A 22,437-nucleotide genomic window follows, 5' to 3' on the forward strand; every position below is an offset into this window, starting at 1 on the left:
GCATGATCGGCGTCTTCCACCCCGGCACCTCGGTGGTGCACCGCGCGCCCGCGCTGGTGAAGCTCGGGCTGCTGGCCGTCATCGTGACCACGGTGGCGCTGCTGCCGTCGCTTCCGGCCCTCGGGGCGGCATCCGTCGTCGTCGTCGCGCTGTTCGCGCTCGCGCGCGTGCCGTTCCGCGTGGCGTGGCGGCAGGTGTCGCCGATCCTGTGGATCCTCGCGTTCGCGGTGCCCGTGCAGTGGATCTTCGCCGGCTGGGAGGCGGCCGCGACCATGGGCGTGCGGCTCGTGCTCGCCGTCGCGCTGGCGGCCGTCTACACGCTCACGACGCCGGTCACGGCGACGCTCGACGCGATGCAGGTGCTGCTGCGACCGTTCCGCCGCTGGATCGACGCCGACCGCGTCGGCCTCGCGCTGGCCCTGGCGATCCGCTGCGTGCCCCTGCTCGCCGACCTCGTGCGCGAGGTGCTCGACGCGCGCAAGGCGCGCGGCGCCGAGGGCTCGCCGACGGCGTTCGCGGTCCCCGTGATCGTGCGCGCGCTGCGCACCGCGGATCACCTCGGCGAGGCGCTCATGGCGCGCGGCGTCGACGACTGAGCGGATGCCGCAGCCGGGCCGGCCGGCGTCTCGACGCACCGGTCCGCCCGTGTCGCCGGTCTGCGCCAGACTGGTCCTCGCCCTGCCGACCCGAGGAGACCCGCACCGACATGATGGGTGTCACCCATGCCACCAGCGGCGCCGCCGCGTGGATCGCGATCACCAGCACGATGCCCGTCATCACCTTCGGGACGTACCCGCTCGATCCCGTCGGCGTGCTCGCGGGCACGGCCGTGTGCGCGGGGGCCGCGCTGCTGCCCGACGCCGACCATCACAGCGCGACGATCGCACGATCCGTGCCGGTGCTCGGGCGCCTCGCGACCGGGACGGTCGGGGTGTTCGCGGGCGGCCACCGCCAGGGCGCGCACTCCGCGATCGCGATCGGCGTCGTCGCAGCGGCCGCGTGGGCGCTGACGCTGCTCACCGTCCCCACCGAGGCGTTCGGCACGATCGCCGTCGGCGCCGGCATCGGCACCGCGGCCCTGACCGCGTTCGGCCTCAAGGCCCGGCGGTACGCGCCGTCGTGGCCGGTCGCGTGGCTGCTCGGCGTGCTGCTCGGGGCGTTCATCGTCGTGTTCGCGCCCGACCAGGTCGGATGGTTCCCGCTCGCCGTCACGGTCGGCTTCGTCGCGCACCTCGCCGGGGACTTCCTCACGACGGGCGGGTTGCCGGGACTGCTCTGGCCGTGGGTGCTGCGGCCGCCGGAGCAGCTCCGGCCGGTGCCCGTGATCAACCGCATCTGGCTGCCCAACGGCTTCGTCGCCCTGCCGGTGCTCGGCGACACGGGTTCGTACCGCGAGGCCCTCTTCGGTACGCTGCTCGCGCTGTACTGCTTCGCGGGGTTCGCGCACGAGGGGCTGGTGCTCGCCGGCGTCGACCTCCTCGCCCTCCTGGCGACGGACGCCGCGAACCCGACCGGAGGCACGCCATGACCGACCCGCAGCCGCACGCCACCCGCATCGGCATCGAACCGGCCACGTCCGCCGCCGACGCCGAGCTGGTCGAATCGATCGCGGACCTCGTCAACCGCGTCTACAACGAGGCCGAGGCGGGCCTCTGGCTGCCCGGTGCGGAGCGCACGACGCCCGAGCAGGTCGCCGAGCTCGTCGCTGCGGGACAGATCGCCACCGCGAGGGAGCACGACCGCCTGGTCGGGGCGGTGCGCGTGCACGCGCTCGACGACGACCTCGCGGAGTTCGGCATGCTCGCCGCCGACCCCGACCGACGCGGGCTGGGCATCGGCCGCGACCTCGTCGCGTTCTCCGAACGTCTCGCCGCGGGGCGCGGCGCCCGGACGATGCAGCTCGAGCTCCTCGTGCCCGTGTCGTGGGCCCACCCGTCGAAGGAGTTCCTCCGCGCCTGGTACGAGCGCCTCGGATACCGGGTGGTGCGGACCGGCGACCTCGCCGAGCTGCACCCCGAGCTCGCGCCGTTGCTCGCGACCGAGTGCGACCTGCTCGTGTTCCACCGGCCGCTCGCATCCGTGCGCTGACGCCGGGCAGCCGTGCACTGACGCCGTCGAGCCGCGAGCGGCGTCCCCGGACGCGAAAAAGCCCCGGATGCTGGCGAGAGCATTCCGGGGCTGATCCGTGCACCCCCAGGGACTTGAACCCTGAACCCACTGATTAAGAGTCAGTTGCTCTGCCGATTGAGCTAGAGGTGCGTTCCGGCGGGATCTGCATCAACCCCGAACCGAGGAACAACGGTATCAGGTGGGCCGCCCCAACGCGAATCGGGGCCGCTCGGGCGCGTCGCGCGTCGAACCGACGAGCAGCCGCGCACGGATCGGCGTTCCGCCGCGGCATCCGTCGGCGTCTCGCGTCGCGATTAGGCTGGCCGGGTGACGGATGCCACGACCCAGCCGGAACCCCACGACCCCGCCCGCGACGGTGTCGACCCCGACGTCGAGGCGCTCGCGCTCGACAACGACCTCGCGCTCGCCCTCGAGTTGGCCGATCTCGCCGACGCGGCGGCCATGGACCGGTTCCGGGCCGTCGACCTCCGCGTCGACACCAAGCCCGACCGCACCTTCGTGACCGAGGCCGACCTCGCCGTCGAGCGCGCCGTTCGCGACCTGATCGCCGAACGACGACCCGGCGACGGCGTCCTCGGCGAGGAGTACGGCACGCAGGGCTCCGGATCGCGCCAGTGGATCGTCGACCCGATCGACGGCACCTCCAACTTCCTCCGCGGCGTCCCGGTCTGGGGCGCGCTCATCGCACTCACGGTCGACGGCGTCCCGGTCGTGGGCGTCGCGTCGATGCCCGCGCTCGGCCGTCGCTGGTGGGGCGCGCAGGGCCTCGGGGCGTTCACCACCGATGCGCCCGGCGCCGAGCCCCGCGCGATCCGGGTGTCGGAGGTGTCCGAGCTCGCCGACGCCTCGCTGAGCTTCCAGAGCATCGCCCAGTGGCGCGACGCCGGGCAGCTCGAGGCGCTGCTCGCCCTCGGCGAGCGGGTCTGGCGCGATCGCGCGTACGGCGACCTCTGGTCGTACTGCCTCTTGGCGGAGGGGCTCGTCGACGTGGTGGCCGAGTTCGACCTGAAGCCGTGGGACATCGCCGCGGCGGTGCCGATCGTCGAGGCGGCCGGCGGCCGGGTGACCTCGACGGCCGGCACGGACCTCGGCGACGGCAGCGTGCTCGCCACGAACGGTCGCCTGCACGACGCGGTGCTGGGCGTGCTCGATCGCGGCGCGGCATCCGCCGACTGACCCGCCCGGCACCTGAACCCGCACGCGATCGACCGACCGGAGGCCGCCATGGAACTCTGCATCTTCACCGAACCCCAGCAGGGCATGAGCTACGACGAGCAGCTCGCGCAGGCGCAGGCGACCGAGCGGCTCGGGTTCGACGGCTGGTTCCGCAGCGACCACTACCTGCGCATGGGCGACGGCTCGCCGCTGCCGGGGCCGACCGACGCCTGGACGACGCTCGCCGGGCTCGCCCGCGAGACCAGCCGCATCCGGCTCGGCACGCTCGTGTCGTCGGCGACGTTCCGGCACCCGAGTGTGCTCGCCATCCAGGTCGCGCAGGTCGACGCGATGTCGGGGGGTCGCGCCGAGTTCGGCCTCGGCACCGGATGGTTCGCCGAGGAGCACCGCGCGTACGGCATTCCGTTCCCCGACCGCCGGTTCGGCCTGCTCGAGGAGCAACTGGCGATCGTCACCGGGCTGTGGTCCACGCCGGTCGGCGAGACGTTCTCGTTCGCCGGCGAGCACTACGAGCTCGACGCCGCTCCCGCCCTGCCGAAGCCCGTGCAGGCCCGCATGCCCGTCATCGTCGGCGGCGGCGGTCCCTCGCGCACGCCCGCGATCGCCGCGCGATACGCGACCGAGTACAACCGGGGCTTCGTGGGCGAGGACGAGATCGCGGTCGCGTTCGCGCGCGTACGGGCCGCCTGCGAGGCGGCCGACCGCGATCCGGCGAGCCTGCGCCTCAGCGTGGCGCTGCCGACGGTCGTGGCGACGGATGACGCCACCTACCGCCGTCGGCTCGACGCGATCGGGGCCGACCCGGCGACGTTCGCCGAGGTCAACGTCGCGGGGACGCCCGAGCGGGCCGTGGAGAAGCTGCAGCGCCTGCGCGACCTCGGCGCCGACCGCGTCTACCTCCAGCTCGTCGACGTGCGCGACCTCGAACACGTGGAACTCATCGGCGCCGAGGTGCTCCCGCACCTGCGTTGACGCGCCATCCGGCGTCACGAGCGGTGACGCGGAGCCTCGCGGAGCGTACCCTTGAGATGAGGGCCGGGGGGCCTCGATGGGGGAAGAGCCGGTGGTGGGGCGGAGACGTCATCAGGTCGAGGACCAGCGACCGCTGGGTCCTGACGACGACCCCTACCTCGCCTACCTCCAGTGGCGCGAAGAGCGCGAGGCGGAGGCCGCCGCGGCGCGCGCCGCCGCGGGCGAGCCCGAGCCCGAACCGCAGGAGGCGGAGTCGGTCTTCGCGGGGCGCACGGGCCTCCGCTCGCTGATCGGGCGTCTCTCGGCACGGCGTCACGTCAACGGCCGCGACTGAGGCGCCGGCCGCCCTCCCGGAACCGGTGGCGTGCCGCTAGGCTGGCGCGGCCGCACCCGCACGGACGGCGGCTCACCCTCTCGAGACAGGAACCGAATTGCCCTCCATCGTTCGCGTCGCGCGCCCTGCCGCGATCGCCGCCGCCGCCCTCCTCGCCGCGTCGCTCACCGGTTGCGGTGCGATCGGCGACCTGCTGTCGGGACCGGCCCAGCCGGAGCGGGACGAGACCACCCAGGAGATCGTCGAGTCGGCCGACGCCGACGTCTTCGCGCTGCGCGTCGGCGACTGCCTCAACATGATCGCGGCCGACGAGGTGGAGACCGTTCCGGTCGTCCCCTGCGGGGAGCCGCACAGCGACGAGGTGTTCCACGAGTTCCAGATCCCCGAAGGCGAGTATCCCGGCGACGATGCCGTGATCGCCGCCGCCGAGGAGTCGTGCCTCGCCGCCTTCGAACCGTTCATCGGCCTGCCGTTCGAGGAATCGACCCTCGACGTGTCCTGGTACGTGCCCACGCAGCAGTCGTGGGAGGGCATGGACGACCGCACGGTGTCGTGCATGGTCTCCGACCCGGCCGGCGAGGTCACGGGCACGCTGAAGAACGCCCAGTACTGACGCCGCGTACGACGAAGGCCGCCCCCTCGGGGGCGGCCTTCGTGCGGCTGACTTCACGTCGTGCGATGACGGCCGATGGTGGAGATGGGGGGAATTGAACCCCCGTCCATCGCTGTGATTCCACGCCTTCTCCGGGCGCAGCCTGTGCAAGCGTTCTGCTCGGCCCCGACCTTTGCCACAGGCACCCAAGTCGACAGGCCCAGCCTGAAGAAAGTCCCACGCGTCGCTCAGGCGACGACGCGCAGCAAGTTCCCTAGATGACGCCAGCGACCGGGTCGGGAACGCACCCGGGCTGACGGACTATCGGGCTCGCTTAGGCAGCGAGGGCGAAGTCAGACTGCTTCGTATTGGCAGTTATTGTTTCGCAGAGATCGTTTACGAGATAACCCTGCATCCTCGGCCCGCTTCTCGTGGGTTCGCAGGCGATGTCGAAACCGATCATCCCCATGTCTCGCCGCCCGACCGGAGTCGGACTGACGGGCCGTCAATCGCACGCTGTGGAGTTGCCATACCCGGGCGGTGGAGCGTTGAGGCTCCGGTCACCCGGCCTTACAGTCTAGAACAGGCGCGGCCGCTCCGCCATTCCCGAGCGGATGTCACGAGGGGAACCGCATGGCCACGGTCATCGCCGTCAGCGGACGCGCCGAGGTGCGCATCGAACCGGAGCTCGGGGCGGTGTCGCTCACCGTCGGGTCGTCGGGCGGAGACCGCGAGCCGCTGCTCCGCGACGTGTCCGGCGCGCACGAGCGACTCCTCGAGGACGTCCGCGAGCTTGAGGCATCCGGCGCGCTCGACTCCTGGTCGGCCGGGCAGCTGCGCGTCTGGTCGCACCGCCCCTGGAACGCCGAGGGCCGGCAGCTTCCGCTCGTGCACCAGGCCAACGCCGACGTCGAGGTGGTCTTCCGCGACCTCTCGGCGCTCGGCGGCTGGCTCGGCCGCGTGACCGGCGCACCGCACCTCTCGCTCGGCGGCATCGACTGGCGGCTGACGGAGGCCACGCGGGAGCGCGTGCTCGAATCGGCGCAGCGCGACGCCGTCGCCGATGCCGTGCGCAAGGCCGCGGTCTACGCCGAGGCGCTGGGGCTCGGCACGCCCGTCCCGATCGAGCTGGCTGACAGCGGCATGCTCGCCGCGCCCCAGCCCGTTCCTCGCGCCCACAAGGCGCTCATGATGCGGGCCATGGACGTGGGCGGCGCGCCGGAACCCGAGATCGCTCCTGCGAAGCTCGTGGTCGAGGCGTCGGTCGACGCTCGCTTCAGTGCCGAATAGCCGCGGAGTAGCGGCCGCGGTTCCGCGGTGTCCGCGACGGACGGGCCTCGGGTCGGCAGGACTCAGCTGCGCTCGATGAGCAGCGACTCGAGCGCCTCGAGCTCGTCAGGCGTGAGGCCCGACGCGAGCAGGTACTCGCGCACCGTGCCGTGGCGCCGCTCGACCTCGTCGAGCGCGACCTCGATCGCCTCCCGGGGGCTGCCGCCCATCAGGGTGCGGAGCTCGGGGGTGTCCGGCACGCCGTAGCATCCGATGAGCGCGACCATCTCCTCGAGCCACTCCCCCGCGAGGTGGGACTCGGTGAGCACGTAGTCCGCGATCACGGCCTCGCGATCGACGCCCGCCCCGAGCAGCGTGAGCGCGACGACGATGCCGGTGCGGTCCTTGCCGGCGGTGCAGTGCACGAGCACCGCACGCTCGCCGGAGGACGCGATCTCACGCACGGCGTCGACGACCACGGGCGCGTGCGTGGTGACGATGCGGTGGTAGAGCGCTTCGAGGGAGATGCCGTGCTCGCCCTGCGACGCACCGGAGCCCTCGAACACGGGGAGGCGGCGCACCTCGACGTCGAGACCCTCCAGGTCGTCGGGCATGAGCCGCGCCTCGTTGTCGTCGCGCAGGTCGATCACGACGCCGACGTCGAGTCGCCGGAGCGCCTCGCGCCCCTCGTCGCCGAGCCGGTGCAGCCCGTCCGACCGGAACAGCACCCCGCGGCGGACGCTCCCGCCACGCGCCGGCAAGCCGCCCACGTCGCGGAAGTTGTACGTGCCCGGCACGGGGATGCGCGTCGAGATCTCCACGGATCGGAGCCTACCCGTCGTCATCCGACGGACGGCTGGGAGAAACTACTTTCCATAGTTGCAACTACTTGCTAGAGTGCCGGGCATGACGTTCGACGACCGCTCCGACCCCGCACTGCCCGACCCGGGGGCTTCGCCGTCCGGCCGCGAACCCGATGCCGCCACCGCCGCGGCGCGCCTGCGGGAGGCCGCCTCGGCGGGTCGCCTGGTCGCCGTGCAGGGGTCCGCCTCGGCATCCGCGTGGCTCACCGGCCTCGCCGCGGCGAGCGCCATGTATCTCTTCGCGCTCGGCTGGTTCGAGCGCAGCGACGAGGCGCCCATCCTCGCCGTCTCGTTGGCGTTCGGGGCCGTCCTCGGCGTGCTCTCGGTCGTCCACCTCCGCCGGCTGCGGGCGTCGAGCCTGGGCTTCTCCCGTCGCTTCGGGGTGGCGGTGGGCGGCTGGGGCGCCGTGTTCGCGGTGACGCTCGTGCTGGGCCTGCTCGTGTTCCCGGCGTCGCCGGTGTACTTCGCGATCGCCGCGATCGCGACGGCCGCGCCGCCGCTCTGGGGATCGCTCCGCGAGCTGGTGATCGTCCGTGGCTGAGCCCGCTGCCACCGGCGCGGCGGACGGCGCCCATCCGCGTCACCGGCTCGACCCGCTGCTGCAGCGGGCCGTGCCGTTCTCGATCTGCGCGCTGCTCGCCGCCGCCGACGAGGCGGAGTTCGCGTTCGTCCGCGACACGGTCGAGGTGAGCGATTCGGTGCTCAGCAAGCAGGCCTCGGCGCTCGAAGCCGCCGGCTACGTCTCCGTCCGCAAGGGGTTCGTCGGCAAGTACCCGCGCACGTGGCTCGCGCTGACCCCGCAGGGTCGAGCGGCCTTCGCCGCGCACCTCGACGCGCTCCGTGCGATCGCCGGCTGAGGACGCGGCGCGGCAGGGGTGCGGCGCCGCTCCGCTCGGCTACTCCCCCAGGTGCCGCCGCGAGGCGATCGCTCGCGCGGCCTCGCGCTTGTCCTGCTTCTCGCGCAGCGCCTGGCGCTTGTCGTACTCGCGCTTGCCCTTCGCGATCGCGATCTCGACCTTGGCGCGCCCGTCGCTGAAGTAGAGGCGCAGCGGCACGATCGTGTAGCCGCCCTCCTTGGTCTTGTGGCTGATCTTCACGATCTCGTGCTTGTGCAGCAGCAGCTTGCGCTTGCGCCGCGGCGCATGGTTGTTCCAGGTGCCCTCGGTGTACTCGGGGATGTGCACCGCATCGAGCCACATCTCGCCGCCGTCGATGAACGCGTACCCGTCGACGAGCGACGCCCGCCCCTGCCGCAGGGACTTGACCTCGGTGCCCGAGAGCACGATGCCGGCCTCGTAGGTGTCCTCGATGGTGTAGTCGTGGCGCGCCTTGCGGTTGGTCGCGACGACCTTCTCGCCCTGCTCCCTCGGCATGGCACGCTCCTCTCCTGGCAGCGTTCGAACAGCGGATGCCGCCGGCGTCGGCCGGCAAGCCCTTCAGTCTAGTCCGCCCCGCGGCATCCGCTCACCGTCGGCCGGGATCACACCCGGAGGTACCGCCCGATCGCGATCGCCGCGGAGATCGCCGCGAGCAGCACGCCCACGCCGATGAGGAGCGGCACCACGAGCAGCGCATCGCCCAGCCCCACGAACGTGAACGAGAGCGTCTCGGCGAGGTAGCCCTGCACGAAGAAGTACACGATGGCGACGACCGCGCCGCCCGCGAGGAGCGAACCGATCAACCCGGCGAAGATGCCCTCGAGCACGAACGGCGTCTGGATGAAGCGGTTGGACGCGCCCACGAGCCGCATGATCCCGAGCTCCTTGCGCCTCGAGTACGCCGACAGCCGGATGGTCGTCGCGATGAGGAGCGCGGCCGCGATGAGCATCACCCCGGCGACGGCCACGGCCGTGTAGCTCGCCACGTTCAGCACGTTGAAGATCTGGTCGAGGTAGCGGCGTTGGTCGACGACCTGCTCGACACCGGCGAGACCGGCCAGGCTCTCGACCAGCACGTCCGACTGCGACGGATCGACGAGGTTCACCCAGAACGTCTCGTTGAGCACGTCGGGCGTGACGTAGTCGGCCGCGGGCGTTCCCTCGAACTGCTCCTGGAAGTTCGCGTAGGCCTGGTCGCGGTCCTCGAAGTAGTACTCATCGATGAAGGGCGACAGCGTGGCCCCCGAGAGCTGCGCCTCGACGGCCTCCTTCTGTTCGGGCGTCGCCTCGCCGTCGATGCAGCCCGCGGCCGTCGACACCGCCGTGCACAGGTACACGGCGACCTGGGCGCGGTCGTACCAGTACCCGCGCATCTGCTGGATCTGCAGCTGCAGCAGCGCCGCGATGCCGACGAACGTGAGCGACACGAACGTGACGAGCACGACGGAGACCACCATGGTGGCGTTGCGGCGGAGGCCGTTGGCGGCCTCTCCGAGCACGAGTCCGACCCTCACTTGACGGGCCCCACTTCCTGGTCGTCGTCGCCGGGTCGCGGTCCGGCGGGGCTGCGCAGTCCGAGGCGCTCGGCGAGCGTGAGGTTCGCCGACTGCCGGCCGCTCACGGGCGGCGCGGGGCGTCCCGGTGGGCCGTCCGCGTCGTCGTCGACGGATGCCGCGGCATCCGCCTTCGCGCGATCGCCCGTGCCCAGCGGCTCGACGGGTGCGGTCGCGGCGGCCGTGATCGCGGCGGCCTCCTCGGTCACCTCGTCGGTCACCTCCGGCTCGACGTAGAGCGGCGGCGCGTCGCGCATCATCTGCGGCGTGACCTTGGGTGCGGCGGCGGTGACCGTCGGCGGCTCCGCCGGCGTCGGTCGCTCCTCGGGCGCCTCCATGGCGGCGGCCGTCCCGGCGGGCGCCTCCGGCGTCGGGACGTCGGCGGCGGACGGCGCCGAGGGCGCGGAGGCGGGCGCGGCGGCCGGCGCGTCGATGGGCTCGGCCGAGCGGCGGCGTCCGAGACCGCGCCGCTTGGGCTTCGGCTTCGGCTCGGGCGCAGCCGCCGCGGGCGCCGGCTCCGGCTGCACGGCCGCGGCGGCGGCCGGCGCGGGCTCGGTCGCGGCATCCGTCGCCGCCTCGGCAGCGACCGCTGCCGCCACCGCGCCGGGGACGCCGTCGGCGTGGATGGGCAGGTCCATGACCTCGTGGCTCAGCGCGTACCCGGCGCTCCGGGCGTCGCGGACGACCTCGCCCGAGGACAGCTCGATGACCCGGCGCTGCATCTGGTCGACGATGCCGGCCTCGTGCGTGGCCATGATGACGGTCGTGCCGCCGGCGTTGATGCGCTCGAGCAGGGTCATGATGCCGGCGCTCGTCACCGGGTCCAGGTTGCCCGTCGGCTCGTCGGCGAGGAGGATCTGCGGCTTGTTCACGATCGCCCGGGCGATGGCGACACGCTGCTGCTCTCCGCCGGACAGCTCGTGCGGCATCCGCTTGGCCTTGCCGTCGAGGCCGACCAGCTTCAACGTCTCGGGCACGGCGGTCTGGATGTAGCCGCGCGACTTGCCGATCACCCGGAGCGCGAACGCCACGTTGTCGAACACGTTCTTGTTCGGCAGCAGCCGGAAGTCCTGGAAGACGACGCCGAGGTTGCGGCGGAAGAACGGCACCTTGCGGCTCGAGATCCGCCTCAGGTCCTGTCCGAGCACGTGGATGCTGCCCGCCGTGGGCTTCTCCTCCTTGAGGATGAGGCGCAGGAAGCTGGACTTGCCCGAGCCCGACGCGCCGACGAGGAACACGAACTCGCCGCGCAGGATCTCGACGGTGATCCCGTCGAGGGCGGGGCGGTTCTGCCCGGGGTAGGTCTTGGTGACGGAGTCGAAGCGGATCATCGCGTTCGAGCGTAGGCGGAATCCATCGGAGTTCGGGCAGCGACACCGGAAAACGGCGTGCTCGCGGACGGGTGGAGACGGTTCAGTGGGGTGTTCCGGCCGACGAGCGCAGGTCGGCGGCGACATGATCGGCCCACGAGTCGATCGCGTGCCAATCGCGGAAGTCGCCCTCGGGCAGCGCATCGTTCGCGGGCATCCAGCTGACGATGCGATCGGGTCCGCGCAGCCGGTCGACGTCGAGCGCGCCGAAGAACACCATGCGGCCGCGCGGATGGATGCGCGACTCGTACTCCTCGAACTGCTTCGGCTCGGCGGCGACGAGCACGTCGTTGCCGTCGCGGTCGATGCGCTCCGTGCCGAGCGGACCGCTGCTGAACAGCCAGGTCGGCCTCGAGGCGAGCACCCCCGTGTTGCGCTCCACGAAGTTCCGGGCGGCCTTGCGCCACTTGCCCATGTAGGCGGCGCTGCCCACCACGTACGCGTCGTACTCGTGGGGTCGGTCGACGTCGCGGCAGCGGAGCACGTCGACGTGATGCCCCGCGGTGCGCAGCCGTGCGCCGATGCGCTCGGCGATGCCCTCGGTCGCCCCGTACTTGCTCGGATACGCGACCAGCACGCGCATGTCGGTCTCCCCTCACCGCGTCCCCCGACGGCCGACTGCGACGCCACGCTCGCCGGCCTCGGGGACCGAGTGCCGAAGGTCCCGACGCGCCGACCCGGTTCCCGCGACGACGCACGCGGAGTAGCGTGGCCCCCACCGCTCCGGAGGCTCGATGACCGTTCCGCTCATCGGCGTCGTCGCCGATCGCAAGCCCGCCAGCTCCGGCGCGTGGGTCGACATCCCGACCGACGGGCTGCCGCATTCGTACCTGTCGGCCATCGAGCAGGCGGGCGCCGCTCCCCTGCTGTTCCCGGCCCTCGACGTGCACCTCGACGATCCCGGCCGGCTGCTCGACCGGATCGACGGCCTGTTCCTCTCCGGCGGCCGCGACGTCGACCCGCACCTCTACGGGGCCACCCCGCACCCGGCCAACGACGAACCCCTCCGCATCCGCGACGAACTCGAGATCGCGCTGGCCCGGCAGGCTCGCGAGCGGGGCATGCCGGTCTTCGGCGCGTGCCGCGGCATGCAGGTGCTGAACGTCGCCCTCGGCGGCACGCTCGAACAGCACCTCGGCGACCGGGTGGACCTGTCGCCGCATCGCGACGTGTACGGCGTGCACACGGCGCACTCGGTCACGGTCGCGCCCGGCACGCTGCTGGACCGCATCACGCGCGACCGCGACTTCGACATCTCGTCGCACCACCACCAGGCCGTGGACCGGCTCGGCGAAGGGCTCATCGCCTCGGCGTCGGCGCCCGACGGGGTCGTCGAGGCGATCGAGACCACGGACGGCGGGTTCTGCATCGGCGTGCAGTGGCATCCCGAGGAACGACTCGAACCGGAGGGGCTCGCCCTCATCCGGGCGTTCGTCGGCGCGGCGCGGGCCTACGCGCAGGGTCGGGCCGACGGTGCGACGGCGGCGCCGATCAGCGCGGCGGCGGCGGTGGTCGAGTCGGCGTCGTGATGAACGGATGCCGCGCGGCATCCGTTCGGATCAGTCGTCGGTCTTGCGCTTGCGCCACTTGATGCCGGCGGCGATGAACCCGTCGAGGTCGCCGTCGAACACCTGGCTGGGGTTGCCGACCTCGTACTCGGTGCGGAGGTCCTTCACCATCTGGTACGGCGCGAGGACGTACGAGCGCATCTGATCGCCCCAGCTCGCGGTGATGTTGCCCGCGAGCTCCTTCTTCTGGGCGGCCTCCTGCTCCTTCTGCAGCAGGAGCAGCCGCGACTGGAGCACGCGCAGCGCGGCGGCGCGGTTCTGGATCTGCGACTTCTCGTTCTGCATCGACACGACGATGCCGGTCGGGAGGTGCGTGATGCGCACCGCGGAGTCGGTCGTGTTGACCGACTGCCCGCCAGGACCGCTCGAACGGAACACGTCGACGCGGATGTCGTTGTCGGGGATGTCGACCTCCTGCGCCTCCTCCATGAGCGGGATGACCTCGACCGCGGCGAAGCTGGTCTGCCGCTTGCCGGCGGCGCCGAAGGGGCTCATGCGCACGAGGCGGTGCGTGCCCGCCTCGACGGAGAGGGTGCCGAACGCGTACGGGGCGTCGATCTCGAAGGTGGCGGACTTGATGCCCGCCTCCTCGGCGTAGCTCGTGTCCATCACGGTGGCGTTGTAGCCGTGCTTCTCGGCCCAGCGCAGGTACATGCGCATGAGCATCTCGGCGAAGTCCGCGGCATCCACCCCGCCCGCGCCGGCGCGGATCGTGATGACGGCGGGCCGCTCGTCCCACTCGCCGTCGAGCAGCGTCTGCACCTCGAGGTCGCCGACGGTCTTCTGCAGCGACGCGAGCTCGGCGCGCGCCTCGGCGGCGGATTCCTCGTCGTCGGCCTCGCGCGCGAGTTCGATGAGCACCTCGAGGTCGTCGAGTCGCGACTCGATGCTCGTGATGCGCGTGAGCTCCGACTGGCGGTGGCTGAGCGCGCTGGTCACCTTCTGCGCGGCCTCGGGGTCGTCCCACAGGTCGGGCGCGCCCGCCTGCTCGCTGAGGCGCGCGATCTCCGCCTTCAGGGCGTCGACGTCGACGACGGCACGGATGTCACGGAACGTGGAGCGCAGCGCGGCGATCTCCTGCGAGAGGTCAAGATCCAACATGGCCTCCCCAGCCTAGTGGGCGGTGCCGGGAGGGGCCTGCGCGCGTGCTCGCCGCCGGTCCGGCGCGCGCCGGTGCCGGTCGCCCGGGCGCCGGGCGCGCGAGTGCGCGGCGAGTGCGCGGCGCCGGAGGCACGCGCTCGTCGCGCACCCGCGCGCTCGTGAGGAGCGGCGCGTCCCGGGGCGCCGGGGCGGGCGGAGCGGCGGGCCGCGGGGACGCGGGCATACGATCGGTCGGGTGACCTCCGACACCGCGCACTCGTTCTCGTGGCGGTCGATCGTCCTCCCCGCGTACCTGCCGACGCTGCTGTTCTCGCTCGGCGAGGGGGCGCTGATCCCCGTCATCCCGGTCGTGGCGACCGAGCGCGGTGCCTCGCTCGCCCTCGCGGGGCTGATCGCGGCGATGCTCATGGTGGGCGAACTCGTCGGCGACCTGCCCGCGGGCTGGCTCGTGGCGCGCATCGGCGAGCGCGCGGCGATGATCGGGGCGGCGGTGCTCGCGTCGGCGGGCACGGTGCTCGCGCTGCTCGTGCCGACGACGTGGGCGCTCGGCATCGGCGTGTTCCTGCTCGGGCTCGCCACGGCCGTGTTCGGGCTCGCCCGGCACGCGTTCCTCACGAGTTACGTGCCGGCCCGCGTGCGGGCGCGGGCGCTGTCGACGCTCGCGGGCGTGTTCCGCGGCGGGTGGGCGATCGGTCCGTTCCTCGCGGCGGGCATCATCGCGTGGACGGGATCGTCCGCGGCGGTGTTCTGGGTGCTCGTGGCCGCGTGCGCGGCGGTCGTGGTCGTGCTGCTCGTGCTGCCCGACCCCGAGCGGGTGTTCGGTGCGGCGATCCGGTCGCGCGCGGCATCCGCGAACCCTGACCCCGACGGCCAGACGGATGCCGCGCACGGCGTGTGGCGCGCGATCGTCACGCATCGCGGCGTCCTCACCCGCATCGGTACGGGCGTGGGCCTGCTCGCGGCGATCCGGGCGAGCCGCACGGTGATCGTGCCGCTGTGGGCGGTGTCGATCGGCATGCGACCGGATGCCGCGGCGCTGGTGATCGGCATCGCCGCGACGGTCGACTTCGCCCTCTTCTACGTCAGCGGGCACGTGATGGACCGGCACGGACGCCTCTGGAGCGCGATCCCGGGTCTCGTGGGCCTCGCCGCCGGGCACTTCGTGCTCGCGGTGACGCATGACGTGCCGGGCGCGGTCGCCTGGTTCACCGCGGCGGCCATCATGCTCGGGCTCGCGAACGGGCTCTCGTCGGGGGTGATCCTGACCGTCGGCGCGGATCTCGCGCCGAAGGCGAACCCCGCGCCGTTCCTCGGCGCCTACCGCACGATCGCCGACGCCGGTCAGGCGGCCGCGCCGCTCGCGGTGGCGGCGGTCACGTCGGCGGTGTCGATCATGGCCGCGAGCGCGACCATGGGCGTCGTCGGCCTCATCGGCGCGGTGATGCTGTGGCGCTGGATCCCGCGCTACGTACCCGTCAGGCCGCGGCATCCGTCACCCGCCGACGCCGACCGCGACGACGGTTGGACGCCCGCCGCCGACACCTGAGCCCACGCGGTCAGTGGAAGACCGAGCGGGCGTCGGCCGTGACCTCGATCGGCACGGTGAGCGGCGTGAACTCGGAGTGGATGGGCGCGTGCCAGGTGGCGCGGAGGGTGACCGTCGCGCTTCGGCCGTCGGCGGAGCCCGCTCGGACCAGTTCGAGGCCGCGCAAGGAGTGGGCGGCGTCTCCGAGGTACCCGGATGCCACGGCGCGGACGCGCGCGTCGTCGAGCTCGTACGTCAGGCGGTCGCCGTCGATCCGTACGTCCTCCAGCCGCCACGACTCGGCGGCGGCCAGCGCCGCACCGTCGGCGAGGGTGAAGAGCCGCTTCCGCTCGAGGTACAGCGAGGTCGCGGAGACGACCACGAGCACGAGGGCGAGCGCGAGGACGCCGTAGAAGATGGTGAGCAGGAGGGTCGAGCCGTCCTCGTCGGCGAACCGACTCCTCGTCGCCGGCCGCGGCGTGCGCGTCGTCTGCGTCATGACGGCCCGGTGAAGCGGGAGACCGTGTGCGTCGCGATCCCGTCGAGCTGCACCGTGCCGATGGCGCTCCCGGCGAGCGCCTGCGGGACGAGCGGCAGGGCGACCGCCGCGCTCACGCGGACCGTGATGCGGGTGCCCGGTTCGTCGCACGCCGCGGAGCACTCGACGGCGACGGTGGCGGCGCCGGCGTCGATCCCGTAGTCGGCGAGCACCACGCGCACCGTGCGCTCGACGGATGACGCAGACCCACCGTCATCTGTCTGCAGCACCGCGATGCGGGCCGCCTGCCTCGCCGCCCCCTCGACGCCGAGCGCGGCCGCCTGGATGGAGGCGAGCGCGAGCACGAGGTAGACGAGCGGCACGAGGAGGATCATGCCGACCGTGAGGAACTCGAGCGACGCCGAGCCGTCGTCGGCGGCGAAGCGCAGCCGCAGCCGCCGTCGCAGGGCGTCGGAACATGCACCGGGCGATACGGGCACACCTGGCTCAGTCGACCGTCTCGACAGGGGCATGGCCCGTCACCTCCAGCGCGCGTTCCGGTCCGAGGAGTCCGACGACCGGGAGGGTCGTGCGGACGGTGACCGCGATCGCCGTCGCGCCGCCGACGTTCGTGGTCGTCGCGCTGACGTCGCGGGCGTAGTCGGCCGCGATCGCCGCGCCGATGAGCGCCCGGGTCCGCTCGACGCCGGCCGCGGGCGACGAGCCCGCGAGGGCCGCGTAGCGGGCTCCCTCGGCGGCTGCGTCCAGCACGGTGTTGCGGACGTGGAGGGCGAGGGCGAGCTGCACCACCGCGAGCACGAGCGCGGTGAGCAGCACGCCGACGAGCGAGAACTCCGCGACGGCCGAGCCGCGTTCGTCGCGGAGTCGCGCGGCGAATCCGCGGGACGTCAGAACCCCGTGACGCGTCCGATCGCCTGGTCGAACACCCCGCTGAGCGCCGGCCCGGCGAGGCCCCAGATGAGGATCACGAGTCCGGCCGTCATGAGGGTGATGAGCACCCATCCAGGAACATCTCCAGTCTCATCTTCGAGGAGGTCTCGAAGGTCGAATCGCGGCTTCAAGGTCATTGACCCAGTCTTGCGGTCCTGCTGATCGGACCCGCGAAGTTGTCCACAACCCGACCACCCCGAATCGGCCACCCGGATGCGGTGTTGCCCGCTGCGGATCACCGGAACGGCTGACGCGACCCCGAACCCGAGGATTCGCGTCACCATATGCCCGACCACCACCGGCAGCCCGAGAGCGGGGAGCTGGACGGGCTGGGCGATGCGGAGGGGTTGGAACCTCACAGGTGGCCTCACGGCGAGGGGACTACCTTGTGCGGCACGTCGGCTGGTCTGTCTGCCGGTTCTCTCGAAGAGCCACACTCTCACCCGGCCATCACCGAGGGAGCACGCATCATGACCGCACCCACCATCCGCACCGTGTCCCTGCCGAACCGAGCCGACATCCCCGCGTTGGGGATGGGCACCTGGTACATGGGTGAGGCACCTCACCGGCGCCGGGCCGAACTGGCCGCGTTGCGTACCGGCATCGAGATCGGCCTGACGCTGATCGATACCGCCGAGATGTACGGCGATGGAGCGGCCGAGTCGCTCGTCGGCGAGGCGATCGCGGGCCATCGGGACGAGGTCTTCGTGGTGAGCAAGGTGCTGCCCGGCAATGCCTCGCTGCGCGGCACGGTGGCGGCCTGCCAGGCCAGTCTGCGACGCCTCGGCACCGACCACCTGGACATGTACCTGCTGCACTGGAGGGGCCGGTTCCCGCTCGCCGAAACCGTCGAAGCGTTCGAGGCACTGGAACAGGCCGGCCTCATCGGCTGCTGGGGCGTGAGCAACTTCGACGCATCCGACATGGACGAACTCGTCGCCGTCCCGGGCGGTGCCCGCGTGCAGACCGACCAGGTCCTCTACAACCTGGCCCGGCGCGGACCGGAGTACGACCTGACCCCCTGGGCCGAGGAGTTCGGCATCCCGGTGATGTCGTATTCGCCGGTCGATCATGGCCGACTGCTCGAGCACCCCGCGGTGCTGGACATGGCGAGGTTCAAGGGTGTGACCACGGCCCAGCTGGCCATCGCCTGGGTGCTGCGGCTCCCCTACGTGTGCGCCATCGCGAAGGCATCCACCCGGGCGCATGTGATCGAGAACCGCGCCGCGATGGAGATCACCTTCAGTGAGGCGGAACTCGCCCAGCTGGACATGATCTTCCCCCCGCCCGTCAGCAAGAAGCCGCTCGAAGTGCTCTGATCGCCATCGATTCGCAGGATTGTTCAGCCCGCTCGGCTGCTCCGGGCGGAGCGACGCCGCTCACGAAACTGCGGGCTGAACTGCAGGCCCCCTCTAGAACACGATGACCCACGGGTCATTCCACGGTCGGCGATCGGGTGGTGAGGCGGTGCATCAGAAGCCCGCCTGGAGGACGAGGTAGCCGGGGAACAACGCGAAGGCGATGGTGACCGGCAGGATGAGGAACACGAGCGGCACGAGCCTGCCTGCTCGGCTGGCTTGCGTCCGGCCTCCTCCCCGGGCAGGAACATCGACGGGTCGAGCACCCCATGGATACTGACCGACTGGGGGCGTCCGGCCACGATGTCCGACACCACCACCCGCACGTCGAGCAGTTCCACGACCTCCCGCCGCATCGCCGCCGAGGCGTTCTCCAGACGGCCACGAGCACGCTCCGCGAGTGCCGCCACGTCAGTGATTCGCCGGGCGTGGTCCGTCCGCCGCGACTGCATCGACGCGAACGCCTCCAGCCGCTCCCGCACGTCCGCGAGTTCGCCGCGCAGGCGTTCCATCGTCGCGCGGTGCTCCTCCGGGTCATCCGCCATCAGGTACAGGTCCTTCGCCCGGACCATCGCCCGCTCCAGATTCGACTCTTGCTTTCGGAGCGCCGCGACCATGGGGGCGTCGTCGTTGAGGTCGGCGTCGTCGTCCAGCTCCAGCCACTGCCGCGCCAGCCGTTCCAGCCGCTCAGGGTTCGCGAGCATCGCAGCGAGTTCGCCCCACACGACCTCGTCGATGGCCGGTCCCTTGATCTGAGTGCACGAGCAGCGCGGCTGTTCCTTCGACCGGTAGCGCTTCCCGGCACACGTGTACCAGTGGTTCGGACGGCTCTTCGTGGCCACGCCGTCGTAGTGCTTACCGAAGTCGCACGGCCCGAACAGCCGACCGGTGAGCATCTGCCGCTGAGGTGCCGAGGGAGTCCACGATGCCTTGCGGTTCACCGCCCTCTGGAGGGCGAGCCACTCCTGCCGCGTGAACACCGGGTCACCGAGCGTCACCGTCACGGTGCCGCCGTACTTCGGCGTGCCGTCGCGGTTCATCTTCGTGACCTTCCGGTGCGGTCGGTAGTTGCCGGTGGTGGCCGCACCCCACTCGGTTTCGCCCGTCCAGAGGGTTGGGTTTGTCGCTGTCTGCCGCACGGTCTGGTACTGCCATGCCGCCGCCTGGCGCGGACGGAGCCCCATGAGGTTGAGCCGCTCCGCCACCTCGGCGGTGCTCAGTCGTTCCTTGACGAACAGGTGGTGCATCGCGCGGAGCACTTCACGCTCGCGCTCGTCCGGCACCGGGCGGGCGTCCTTCTTGAGCCCTTCGAGCCGCCAGCCGAATGGGGGCTTCGAACCCGCCCATCCCCCGGCGCGGCCCTTGGCGCGCTGACCGGCGGCGGTGCGGGCGACGATGGTGTCGCGCTCGAACTCGGCGAACCCGGCCAGCATCGTCCGCATGGCGCGACCCGCCGGAGTGCTCATGTCGATCTGCTCCTTGACCACCACGAGGTCGACGCCCATATCGGAGAGGCGGTCGGTCTCGCGGATTGCGTCCCCGGCCTTGCGGGCGAACCGGTCGAGCTTGGCGACGACCACCGCATCGACCTTGCCGTCGCGGGCGTCCTGGAGCATCTGCCGCCATGCGGGCCGGTTGGAGTCGGTGCCAGACAGGCCCTCGTCCACGTACTCGCCGACGAGTTCCCACCCGCGAGCCTTGATCGTGGCTTCGCAGATCTCGCGCTGCTCGGGCAGCGACGTGTTGTCGACTTGGACGTCGGTGCTCACCCGGGCGTAGTAGACCGCTCGAATCTTGGCGTTCATGAGTTCCCCCGGTTCGCGCGCCGCTGACGCTGGAGTTCGGCGGCGCAATCGTTGCACTTCGAGCGGAGCCAGTTGCGGTCGGCACGAACCCGCCCGAAATTGTCGAGCGGGAGTGCCCGGCCACACCTCCGGCACTGCTTCGTCTGCGTGTTGGTCATGGTCACGAGTCGCCCTCCACTTCGAAGAACTGCTGGTTGTCGGCGCGCCATTGGGGGCCGAGGTTCCGCCACACGTCGATCCCGGGGACGAGGCCGAGCATGTGCCCGTCCGGGTCCCACGCGACGTGCACGGTCCCGAGGTCGTCCACCGAACGGACCACCCCGGTGTCGCCCGGGACGAGGCGCGTGTGCGGGTCGGTGGTGCTCACGAGGACCACGTGGTCCCCGGGAGCCCATTCGCGGTTGGTCATTCCGCCTCCTCGAAGTCGTGAATCAGGGCCTGCCGGAGTTCGACCCACTCGGCCTCAGTACGGGCGACGAACGTGGGACTGTCGACGTTCCAGACCCGAACGTTCTGATCGGTGAGGTGCTGGATGGCGATGGCGGTGAGGTACGAGACCCACTCGATGACGTTGCCGTCCTCCAGTTCGGCCTCATACTCCTGGCCGAACTGCTCGTCAGTCGCGACGAGGTACGACATGTATTCGGGGAGGGTCCAGATCTGGTCGGGCTGTTCACAGTCGATCCCCGGGTGCGGCAGGCTGCCCGGTGCGCAGCCGAGCGACTCGGTGTCGCCGTTCACGCCGCGTCCCCGACCTTCGCGTCAGCCTTCGCCTTCGGCTCGGGCTTCGGGGCGGTCGCACGGGCGACGGCCCGCTCGAACTTCGCCCGCAGGGCTTCGGACGGGAGGCCCTTGGCGAGCTTCGTCACGCCAGCCTTGGTGAGGTTGTCGGCGACGACGATGGCGACGAGGTTCGACACCAGCCGGGCGTCGTGTCCGGGCTTGAACAGCGCCTTGGTGGTGATCTCCTGCTCGCAGCCGCAGAGGCAGGCGTGGGCGGTGTTTGCGGTGGCGGCCTTGGCGTTCATGTGGGGTATCTCCTGTCTGGATTCGAACCTTTGTTCGAACCTCTACGAAAAGCCAAACATAGGCGTATGCCTACGCACAATTCCCGGTGTGATCGGGGATTCCTCGTGCTCACTCCCCGAGTCGGGCCAGCAGTCTTGCCTGGAGATTCGGTGATTCTGCCAGCGCCATCCACGCCCGATCGCGGGCCATCGCGCCGGCCTCCACGTACCGGGCCAGACGAGCGAGGTGGCGAGCGTCATGACCTGGAAGGTAGCGACCGCCGCGAGTCTTGCCGCCGCACTCACACGCACAGTCACGCCTCTTCGGAGCCGGACCCGTAGCGCCCTGCGGTCGGGGCCGCACCCCTGCGCGACCCAAGCGTCTGCGCTCCGCGCGCCTATCGGACTCGTCGCGGCAGGCGGCACAGCGCCGCCACCCCCTCGAAGTGATCTTGACTGCCCCCGGCTGGGTGAGGTCGTGCCCCTTGGGACATGCGTTCCGCCTACGAAGGGCACGCGGGTTGGCCGGGTCGCGTGTCACCCCTCCCCACGTGCCCGCGTTCACCTTCGCGAGGTCGGCGTACTGCTTGCACAGCAGCATCGCCGGGCAGTCCAGGCACCGGTCGGCGGCGACCGCCTGCTCCTCCCAGTCGTTAGCGGTCCATGCCTCCGCACCCGGCCCGAGGCAGGGGACCTCCTGGCCCTTCTCCCGAGCGAGCAGCAGCGCGTGGTTGAGGTCGTCGAACGCCTCCACAGCCTCGACGCCCTGCGTGTGCCGGGCGAACACTTCCGCGATCAGCTTGTCGGTCTCGCGGGTGCTGAGGCCGAGGCCTGCGGGGCGGGAGTGGCCCGTCCCGACCTCCCGTGCCGTCTCCTGTGACCTCTCGGGGCCCGGGACGGCCCGGAGGAGGGTGCGACCGTCCCGGGTTCCCGAAGAGGCCACGAGCGGAGAAGCCGCCGCAGGGACGGACATCATGGCTGGAAACCTCCGAGTCTGATCGAGGCCGCGAGCGTCGCGGCCGTCCCGCGCGGAGTCAACCAGCCACAGACGAGCGGCGGGCTTCTCCACGTCGAGAGGGCCGCGACGAGTCACGCGACCGCCTGACGACTGTCGTCGACCAGGCCGGCGCGCCGGAACTGCTCAGCGCGGATCCAGTCGAGGATCACCTGGTGGTGTGATTCCTTGAGCCACAGCATTCCGTGGACGTACTCGACGGGGCCCGCGAGCCCGGCGACGCGCCCGAGGTCGTAGAGCACCGACGCCGGAGCATAGATGTCTGCGTGATCCTGGGACGCTCCCTCGGAGCGCATCCGTTCGTTCCGCATCGAGATGATCTCGGTGAGCGGGAGCGGCCCGCAGACGAGCCACGCGGCGACCTCGGGTGCGCGCTTCGCGTCCTTCGTGTCGTCGATCAGCCACTCCATGAGCCGGTCGTCGGCGTTGTCGATCAGGGTTTGCATTTCGTCCTCCTTGGACGCTCGATGTCGGGATGTGTAGGGGCCGAAG

General features: G+C 71.6%; 28 protein-coding genes, 1 tRNA gene and 1 other RNA gene. 13 read left to right on the forward strand and 17 right to left on the reverse strand.

Annotation, left to right across the window (positions count from 1 at the left end):
• Positions 1-2: 2 nt before the first annotated feature.
• From M1L56_RS05295 to M1L56_RS05305, 3 genes are all read left to right on the forward strand, one after another.
• Positions 3-596, forward strand: a complete 594-nt coding sequence (locus tag M1L56_RS05295; RefSeq protein WP_067945733.1) for an energy-coupling factor transporter transmembrane protein EcfT — start codon at positions 3-5, stop codon at positions 594-596.
• Positions 597-706: 110 nt separating this feature from the next.
• Positions 707-1,528 carry a metal-dependent hydrolase gene (locus tag M1L56_RS05300; protein ID WP_067945735.1) on the forward strand — a complete coding sequence of 274 codons (822 nt, stop codon included), beginning with the start codon at positions 707-709 and terminating at the stop codon, positions 1,526-1,528.
• Positions 1,525-2,088, forward strand: a complete 564-nt coding sequence (locus M1L56_RS05305) for a GNAT family N-acetyltransferase (protein ID WP_248598447.1) — start codon at positions 1,525-1,527, stop codon at positions 2,086-2,088. The genes M1L56_RS05300 and M1L56_RS05305 overlap by 4 nt, the downstream gene beginning before the upstream one ends.
• Positions 2,089-2,186: 98 nt before the next feature.
• Here the strand turns inward: M1L56_RS05305 and M1L56_RS05310 are convergent.
• Positions 2,187-2,259, reverse strand: a tRNA-Lys gene (locus M1L56_RS05310).
• Positions 2,260-2,436: 177 nt separating this feature from the next.
• Between M1L56_RS05310 and hisN the strand changes: the two genes are divergently transcribed.
• From hisN to M1L56_RS05330, 4 genes are all read left to right on the forward strand, one after another.
• The gene (hisN, locus tag M1L56_RS05315; protein WP_082846931.1) at positions 2,437-3,306 is read left to right on the forward strand and encodes a histidinol-phosphatase; all 870 of its coding nucleotides are present in this window, start codon (positions 2,437-2,439) and stop codon (positions 3,304-3,306) included.
• A 48-nt stretch (positions 3,307-3,354) separates the two neighbouring features.
• On the forward strand, positions 3,355-4,278 hold the full coding sequence (locus M1L56_RS05320) for an LLM class F420-dependent oxidoreductase (protein ID WP_248598448.1): 924 nt from the start codon (positions 3,355-3,357) through the stop codon (positions 4,276-4,278).
• A 94-nt stretch (positions 4,279-4,372) separates the two neighbouring features.
• On the forward strand, positions 4,373-4,612 hold the full coding sequence (locus M1L56_RS05325) for a hypothetical protein (protein ID WP_157356686.1): 240 nt from the start codon (positions 4,373-4,375) through the stop codon (positions 4,610-4,612).
• A 97-nt stretch (positions 4,613-4,709) separates the two neighbouring features.
• The gene (locus M1L56_RS05330; protein WP_248598449.1) at positions 4,710-5,225 is read left to right on the forward strand and encodes a septum formation family protein; all 516 of its coding nucleotides are present in this window, start codon (positions 4,710-4,712) and stop codon (positions 5,223-5,225) included.
• A gap of 76 nt (positions 5,226-5,301) precedes the next feature.
• Here M1L56_RS05330 and ssrA read toward each other — a convergent pair.
• Positions 5,302-5,671, reverse strand: a transfer-messenger RNA (tmRNA) gene (ssrA, locus tag M1L56_RS05335).
• 166 nt (positions 5,672-5,837) lie between these two features.
• Here ssrA and M1L56_RS05340 point away from each other — a divergent pair.
• Complete coding sequence (locus tag M1L56_RS05340; RefSeq protein WP_248598450.1) at positions 5,838-6,494, forward strand: SIMPL domain-containing protein; 657 nt, start codon at positions 5,838-5,840, stop codon at positions 6,492-6,494.
• Between the two features lie 62 nt (positions 6,495-6,556).
• On the opposite strand, the gene M1L56_RS05345 is transcribed toward M1L56_RS05340, so the two are convergent.
• Complete coding sequence (locus M1L56_RS05345) at positions 6,557-7,294, reverse strand: tyrosine-protein phosphatase (protein WP_248598451.1); 738 nt, start codon at positions 7,292-7,294, stop codon at positions 6,557-6,559.
• 85 nt (positions 7,295-7,379) lie between these two features.
• On the opposite strand from M1L56_RS05345, the gene M1L56_RS05350 reads away from it, so the two are divergent.
• The gene (locus M1L56_RS05350; protein ID WP_248598452.1) at positions 7,380-7,877 is read left to right on the forward strand and encodes a hypothetical protein; all 498 of its coding nucleotides are present in this window, start codon (positions 7,380-7,382) and stop codon (positions 7,875-7,877) included.
• Positions 7,870-8,193 (forward strand): transcriptional regulator, encoded by a 324-nt coding sequence (locus M1L56_RS05355; RefSeq protein WP_248598453.1) that lies wholly within the window; start codon positions 7,870-7,872, stop codon positions 8,191-8,193. The genes M1L56_RS05350 and M1L56_RS05355 overlap by 8 nt, the downstream gene beginning before the upstream one ends.
• Positions 8,194-8,232: 39 nt before the next feature.
• On the opposite strand, the gene smpB is transcribed toward M1L56_RS05355, so the two are convergent.
• The 4 genes from smpB to M1L56_RS05375 all read right to left on the reverse strand — a co-directional run bounded on the left by smpB (position 8,233) and on the right by M1L56_RS05375 (position 11,720).
• Positions 8,233-8,709 (reverse strand): SsrA-binding protein SmpB, encoded by a 477-nt coding sequence (gene smpB / locus M1L56_RS05360; RefSeq protein WP_248598454.1) that lies wholly within the window; start codon positions 8,707-8,709, stop codon positions 8,233-8,235.
• A 107-nt stretch (positions 8,710-8,816) separates the two neighbouring features.
• A complete protein-coding gene (ftsX, locus tag M1L56_RS05365; RefSeq protein WP_248598455.1) occupies positions 8,817-9,728 on the reverse strand; it encodes a permease-like cell division protein FtsX in 912 nt (303 codons plus the stop codon).
• Positions 9,725-11,098: a cell division ATP-binding protein FtsE gene (ftsE, locus tag M1L56_RS05370; protein WP_248598456.1), complete on the reverse strand. Its 1,374-nt coding sequence runs from the start codon at positions 11,096-11,098 to the stop codon at positions 9,725-9,727. Before ftsE ends, ftsX begins: the two co-directional genes overlap by 4 nt.
• 82 nt (positions 11,099-11,180) lie before the next feature.
• Positions 11,181-11,720: a flavodoxin domain-containing protein gene (locus M1L56_RS05375; protein WP_248598457.1), complete on the reverse strand. Its 540-nt coding sequence runs from the start codon at positions 11,718-11,720 to the stop codon at positions 11,181-11,183.
• Positions 11,721-11,871: 151 nt separating this feature from the next.
• Here M1L56_RS05375 and M1L56_RS05380 point away from each other — a divergent pair, with 151 nt between their 5' ends.
• Positions 11,872-12,666: a gamma-glutamyl-gamma-aminobutyrate hydrolase family protein gene (locus M1L56_RS05380; RefSeq protein ID WP_067950294.1), complete on the forward strand. Its 795-nt coding sequence runs from the start codon at positions 11,872-11,874 to the stop codon at positions 12,664-12,666.
• Between the two features lie 30 nt (positions 12,667-12,696).
• Here the strand turns inward: M1L56_RS05380 and prfB are convergent, their stop codons facing one another.
• A complete protein-coding gene (gene prfB / locus M1L56_RS05385) occupies positions 12,697-13,806 on the reverse strand; it encodes a peptide chain release factor 2 (protein ID WP_248598458.1) in 1,110 nt (369 codons plus the stop codon).
• Between the two features lie 235 nt (positions 13,807-14,041).
• On the opposite strand from prfB, the gene M1L56_RS05390 reads away from it, so the two are divergent.
• Complete coding sequence (locus tag M1L56_RS05390) at positions 14,042-15,352, forward strand: MFS transporter (RefSeq protein ID WP_248598459.1); 1,311 nt, start codon at positions 14,042-14,044, stop codon at positions 15,350-15,352.
• Between the two features lie 10 nt (positions 15,353-15,362).
• On the opposite strand, the gene M1L56_RS05395 is transcribed toward M1L56_RS05390, so the two are convergent.
• Genes M1L56_RS05395 through M1L56_RS05410 form a run of 4 tightly spaced genes read right to left on the reverse strand, consistent with a single transcriptional unit; the run spans position 15,363 to position 16,897 of the window.
• Positions 15,363-15,830, reverse strand: a complete 468-nt coding sequence (locus M1L56_RS05395) for a pilus assembly protein TadG-related protein (RefSeq protein WP_248598460.1) — start codon at positions 15,828-15,830, stop codon at positions 15,363-15,365.
• Positions 15,827-16,309, reverse strand: coding sequence for a hypothetical protein (locus tag M1L56_RS05400; RefSeq protein WP_248598461.1), 483 nt, complete (start codon positions 16,307-16,309; stop codon positions 15,827-15,829). Before M1L56_RS05400 ends, M1L56_RS05395 begins: the two co-directional genes overlap by 4 nt.
• A gap of 7 nt (positions 16,310-16,316) precedes the next feature.
• On the reverse strand, positions 16,317-16,721 hold the full coding sequence (locus M1L56_RS05405; RefSeq protein ID WP_248598616.1) for a TadE/TadG family type IV pilus assembly protein: 405 nt from the start codon (positions 16,719-16,721) through the stop codon (positions 16,317-16,319).
• On the reverse strand, positions 16,718-16,897 hold the full coding sequence (locus M1L56_RS05410; protein ID WP_248598462.1) for a hypothetical protein: 180 nt from the start codon (positions 16,895-16,897) through the stop codon (positions 16,718-16,720). The genes M1L56_RS05405 and M1L56_RS05410 overlap by 4 nt, the downstream gene beginning before the upstream one ends.
• 333 nt (positions 16,898-17,230) lie before the next feature.
• On the opposite strand from M1L56_RS05410, the gene M1L56_RS05415 reads away from it, so the two are divergent.
• Positions 17,231-18,079 carry an aldo/keto reductase gene (locus tag M1L56_RS05415; protein ID WP_248598463.1) on the forward strand — a complete coding sequence of 283 codons (849 nt, stop codon included), beginning with the start codon at positions 17,231-17,233 and terminating at the stop codon, positions 18,077-18,079.
• Positions 18,080-18,102: 23 nt separating this feature from the next.
• Here M1L56_RS05415 and M1L56_RS05420 read toward each other — a convergent pair whose 3' ends face one another.
• From M1L56_RS05420 to M1L56_RS05440, 5 genes are all read right to left on the reverse strand, one after another.
• Positions 18,103-19,923 (reverse strand): recombinase family protein, encoded by a 1,821-nt coding sequence (locus tag M1L56_RS05420; RefSeq protein ID WP_248598464.1) that lies wholly within the window; start codon positions 19,921-19,923, stop codon positions 18,103-18,105.
• A gap of 160 nt (positions 19,924-20,083) precedes the next feature.
• Positions 20,084-20,332, reverse strand: a complete 249-nt coding sequence (locus tag M1L56_RS05425; RefSeq protein ID WP_248598465.1) for a DUF4314 domain-containing protein — start codon at positions 20,330-20,332, stop codon at positions 20,084-20,086.
• Positions 20,329-20,664: a hypothetical protein gene (locus tag M1L56_RS05430; RefSeq protein WP_248598466.1), complete on the reverse strand. Its 336-nt coding sequence runs from the start codon at positions 20,662-20,664 to the stop codon at positions 20,329-20,331. Before M1L56_RS05430 ends, M1L56_RS05425 begins: the two co-directional genes overlap by 4 nt.
• Complete coding sequence (locus M1L56_RS05435; protein ID WP_248598467.1) at positions 20,661-20,951, reverse strand: hypothetical protein; 291 nt, start codon at positions 20,949-20,951, stop codon at positions 20,661-20,663. Before M1L56_RS05435 ends, M1L56_RS05430 begins: the two co-directional genes overlap by 4 nt.
• Before the next feature lie 1,068 nt (positions 20,952-22,019).
• Positions 22,020-22,391, reverse strand: a complete 372-nt coding sequence (locus M1L56_RS05440; protein WP_248598468.1) for a hypothetical protein — start codon at positions 22,389-22,391, stop codon at positions 22,020-22,022.
• Positions 22,392-22,437: the final 46 nt, after the last annotated feature.

Source organism: Agromyces sp. C10, from assembly GCF_023217995.1.
GTDB lineage: Bacteria > Actinomycetota > Actinomycetes > Actinomycetales > Microbacteriaceae > Agromyces > Agromyces indicus.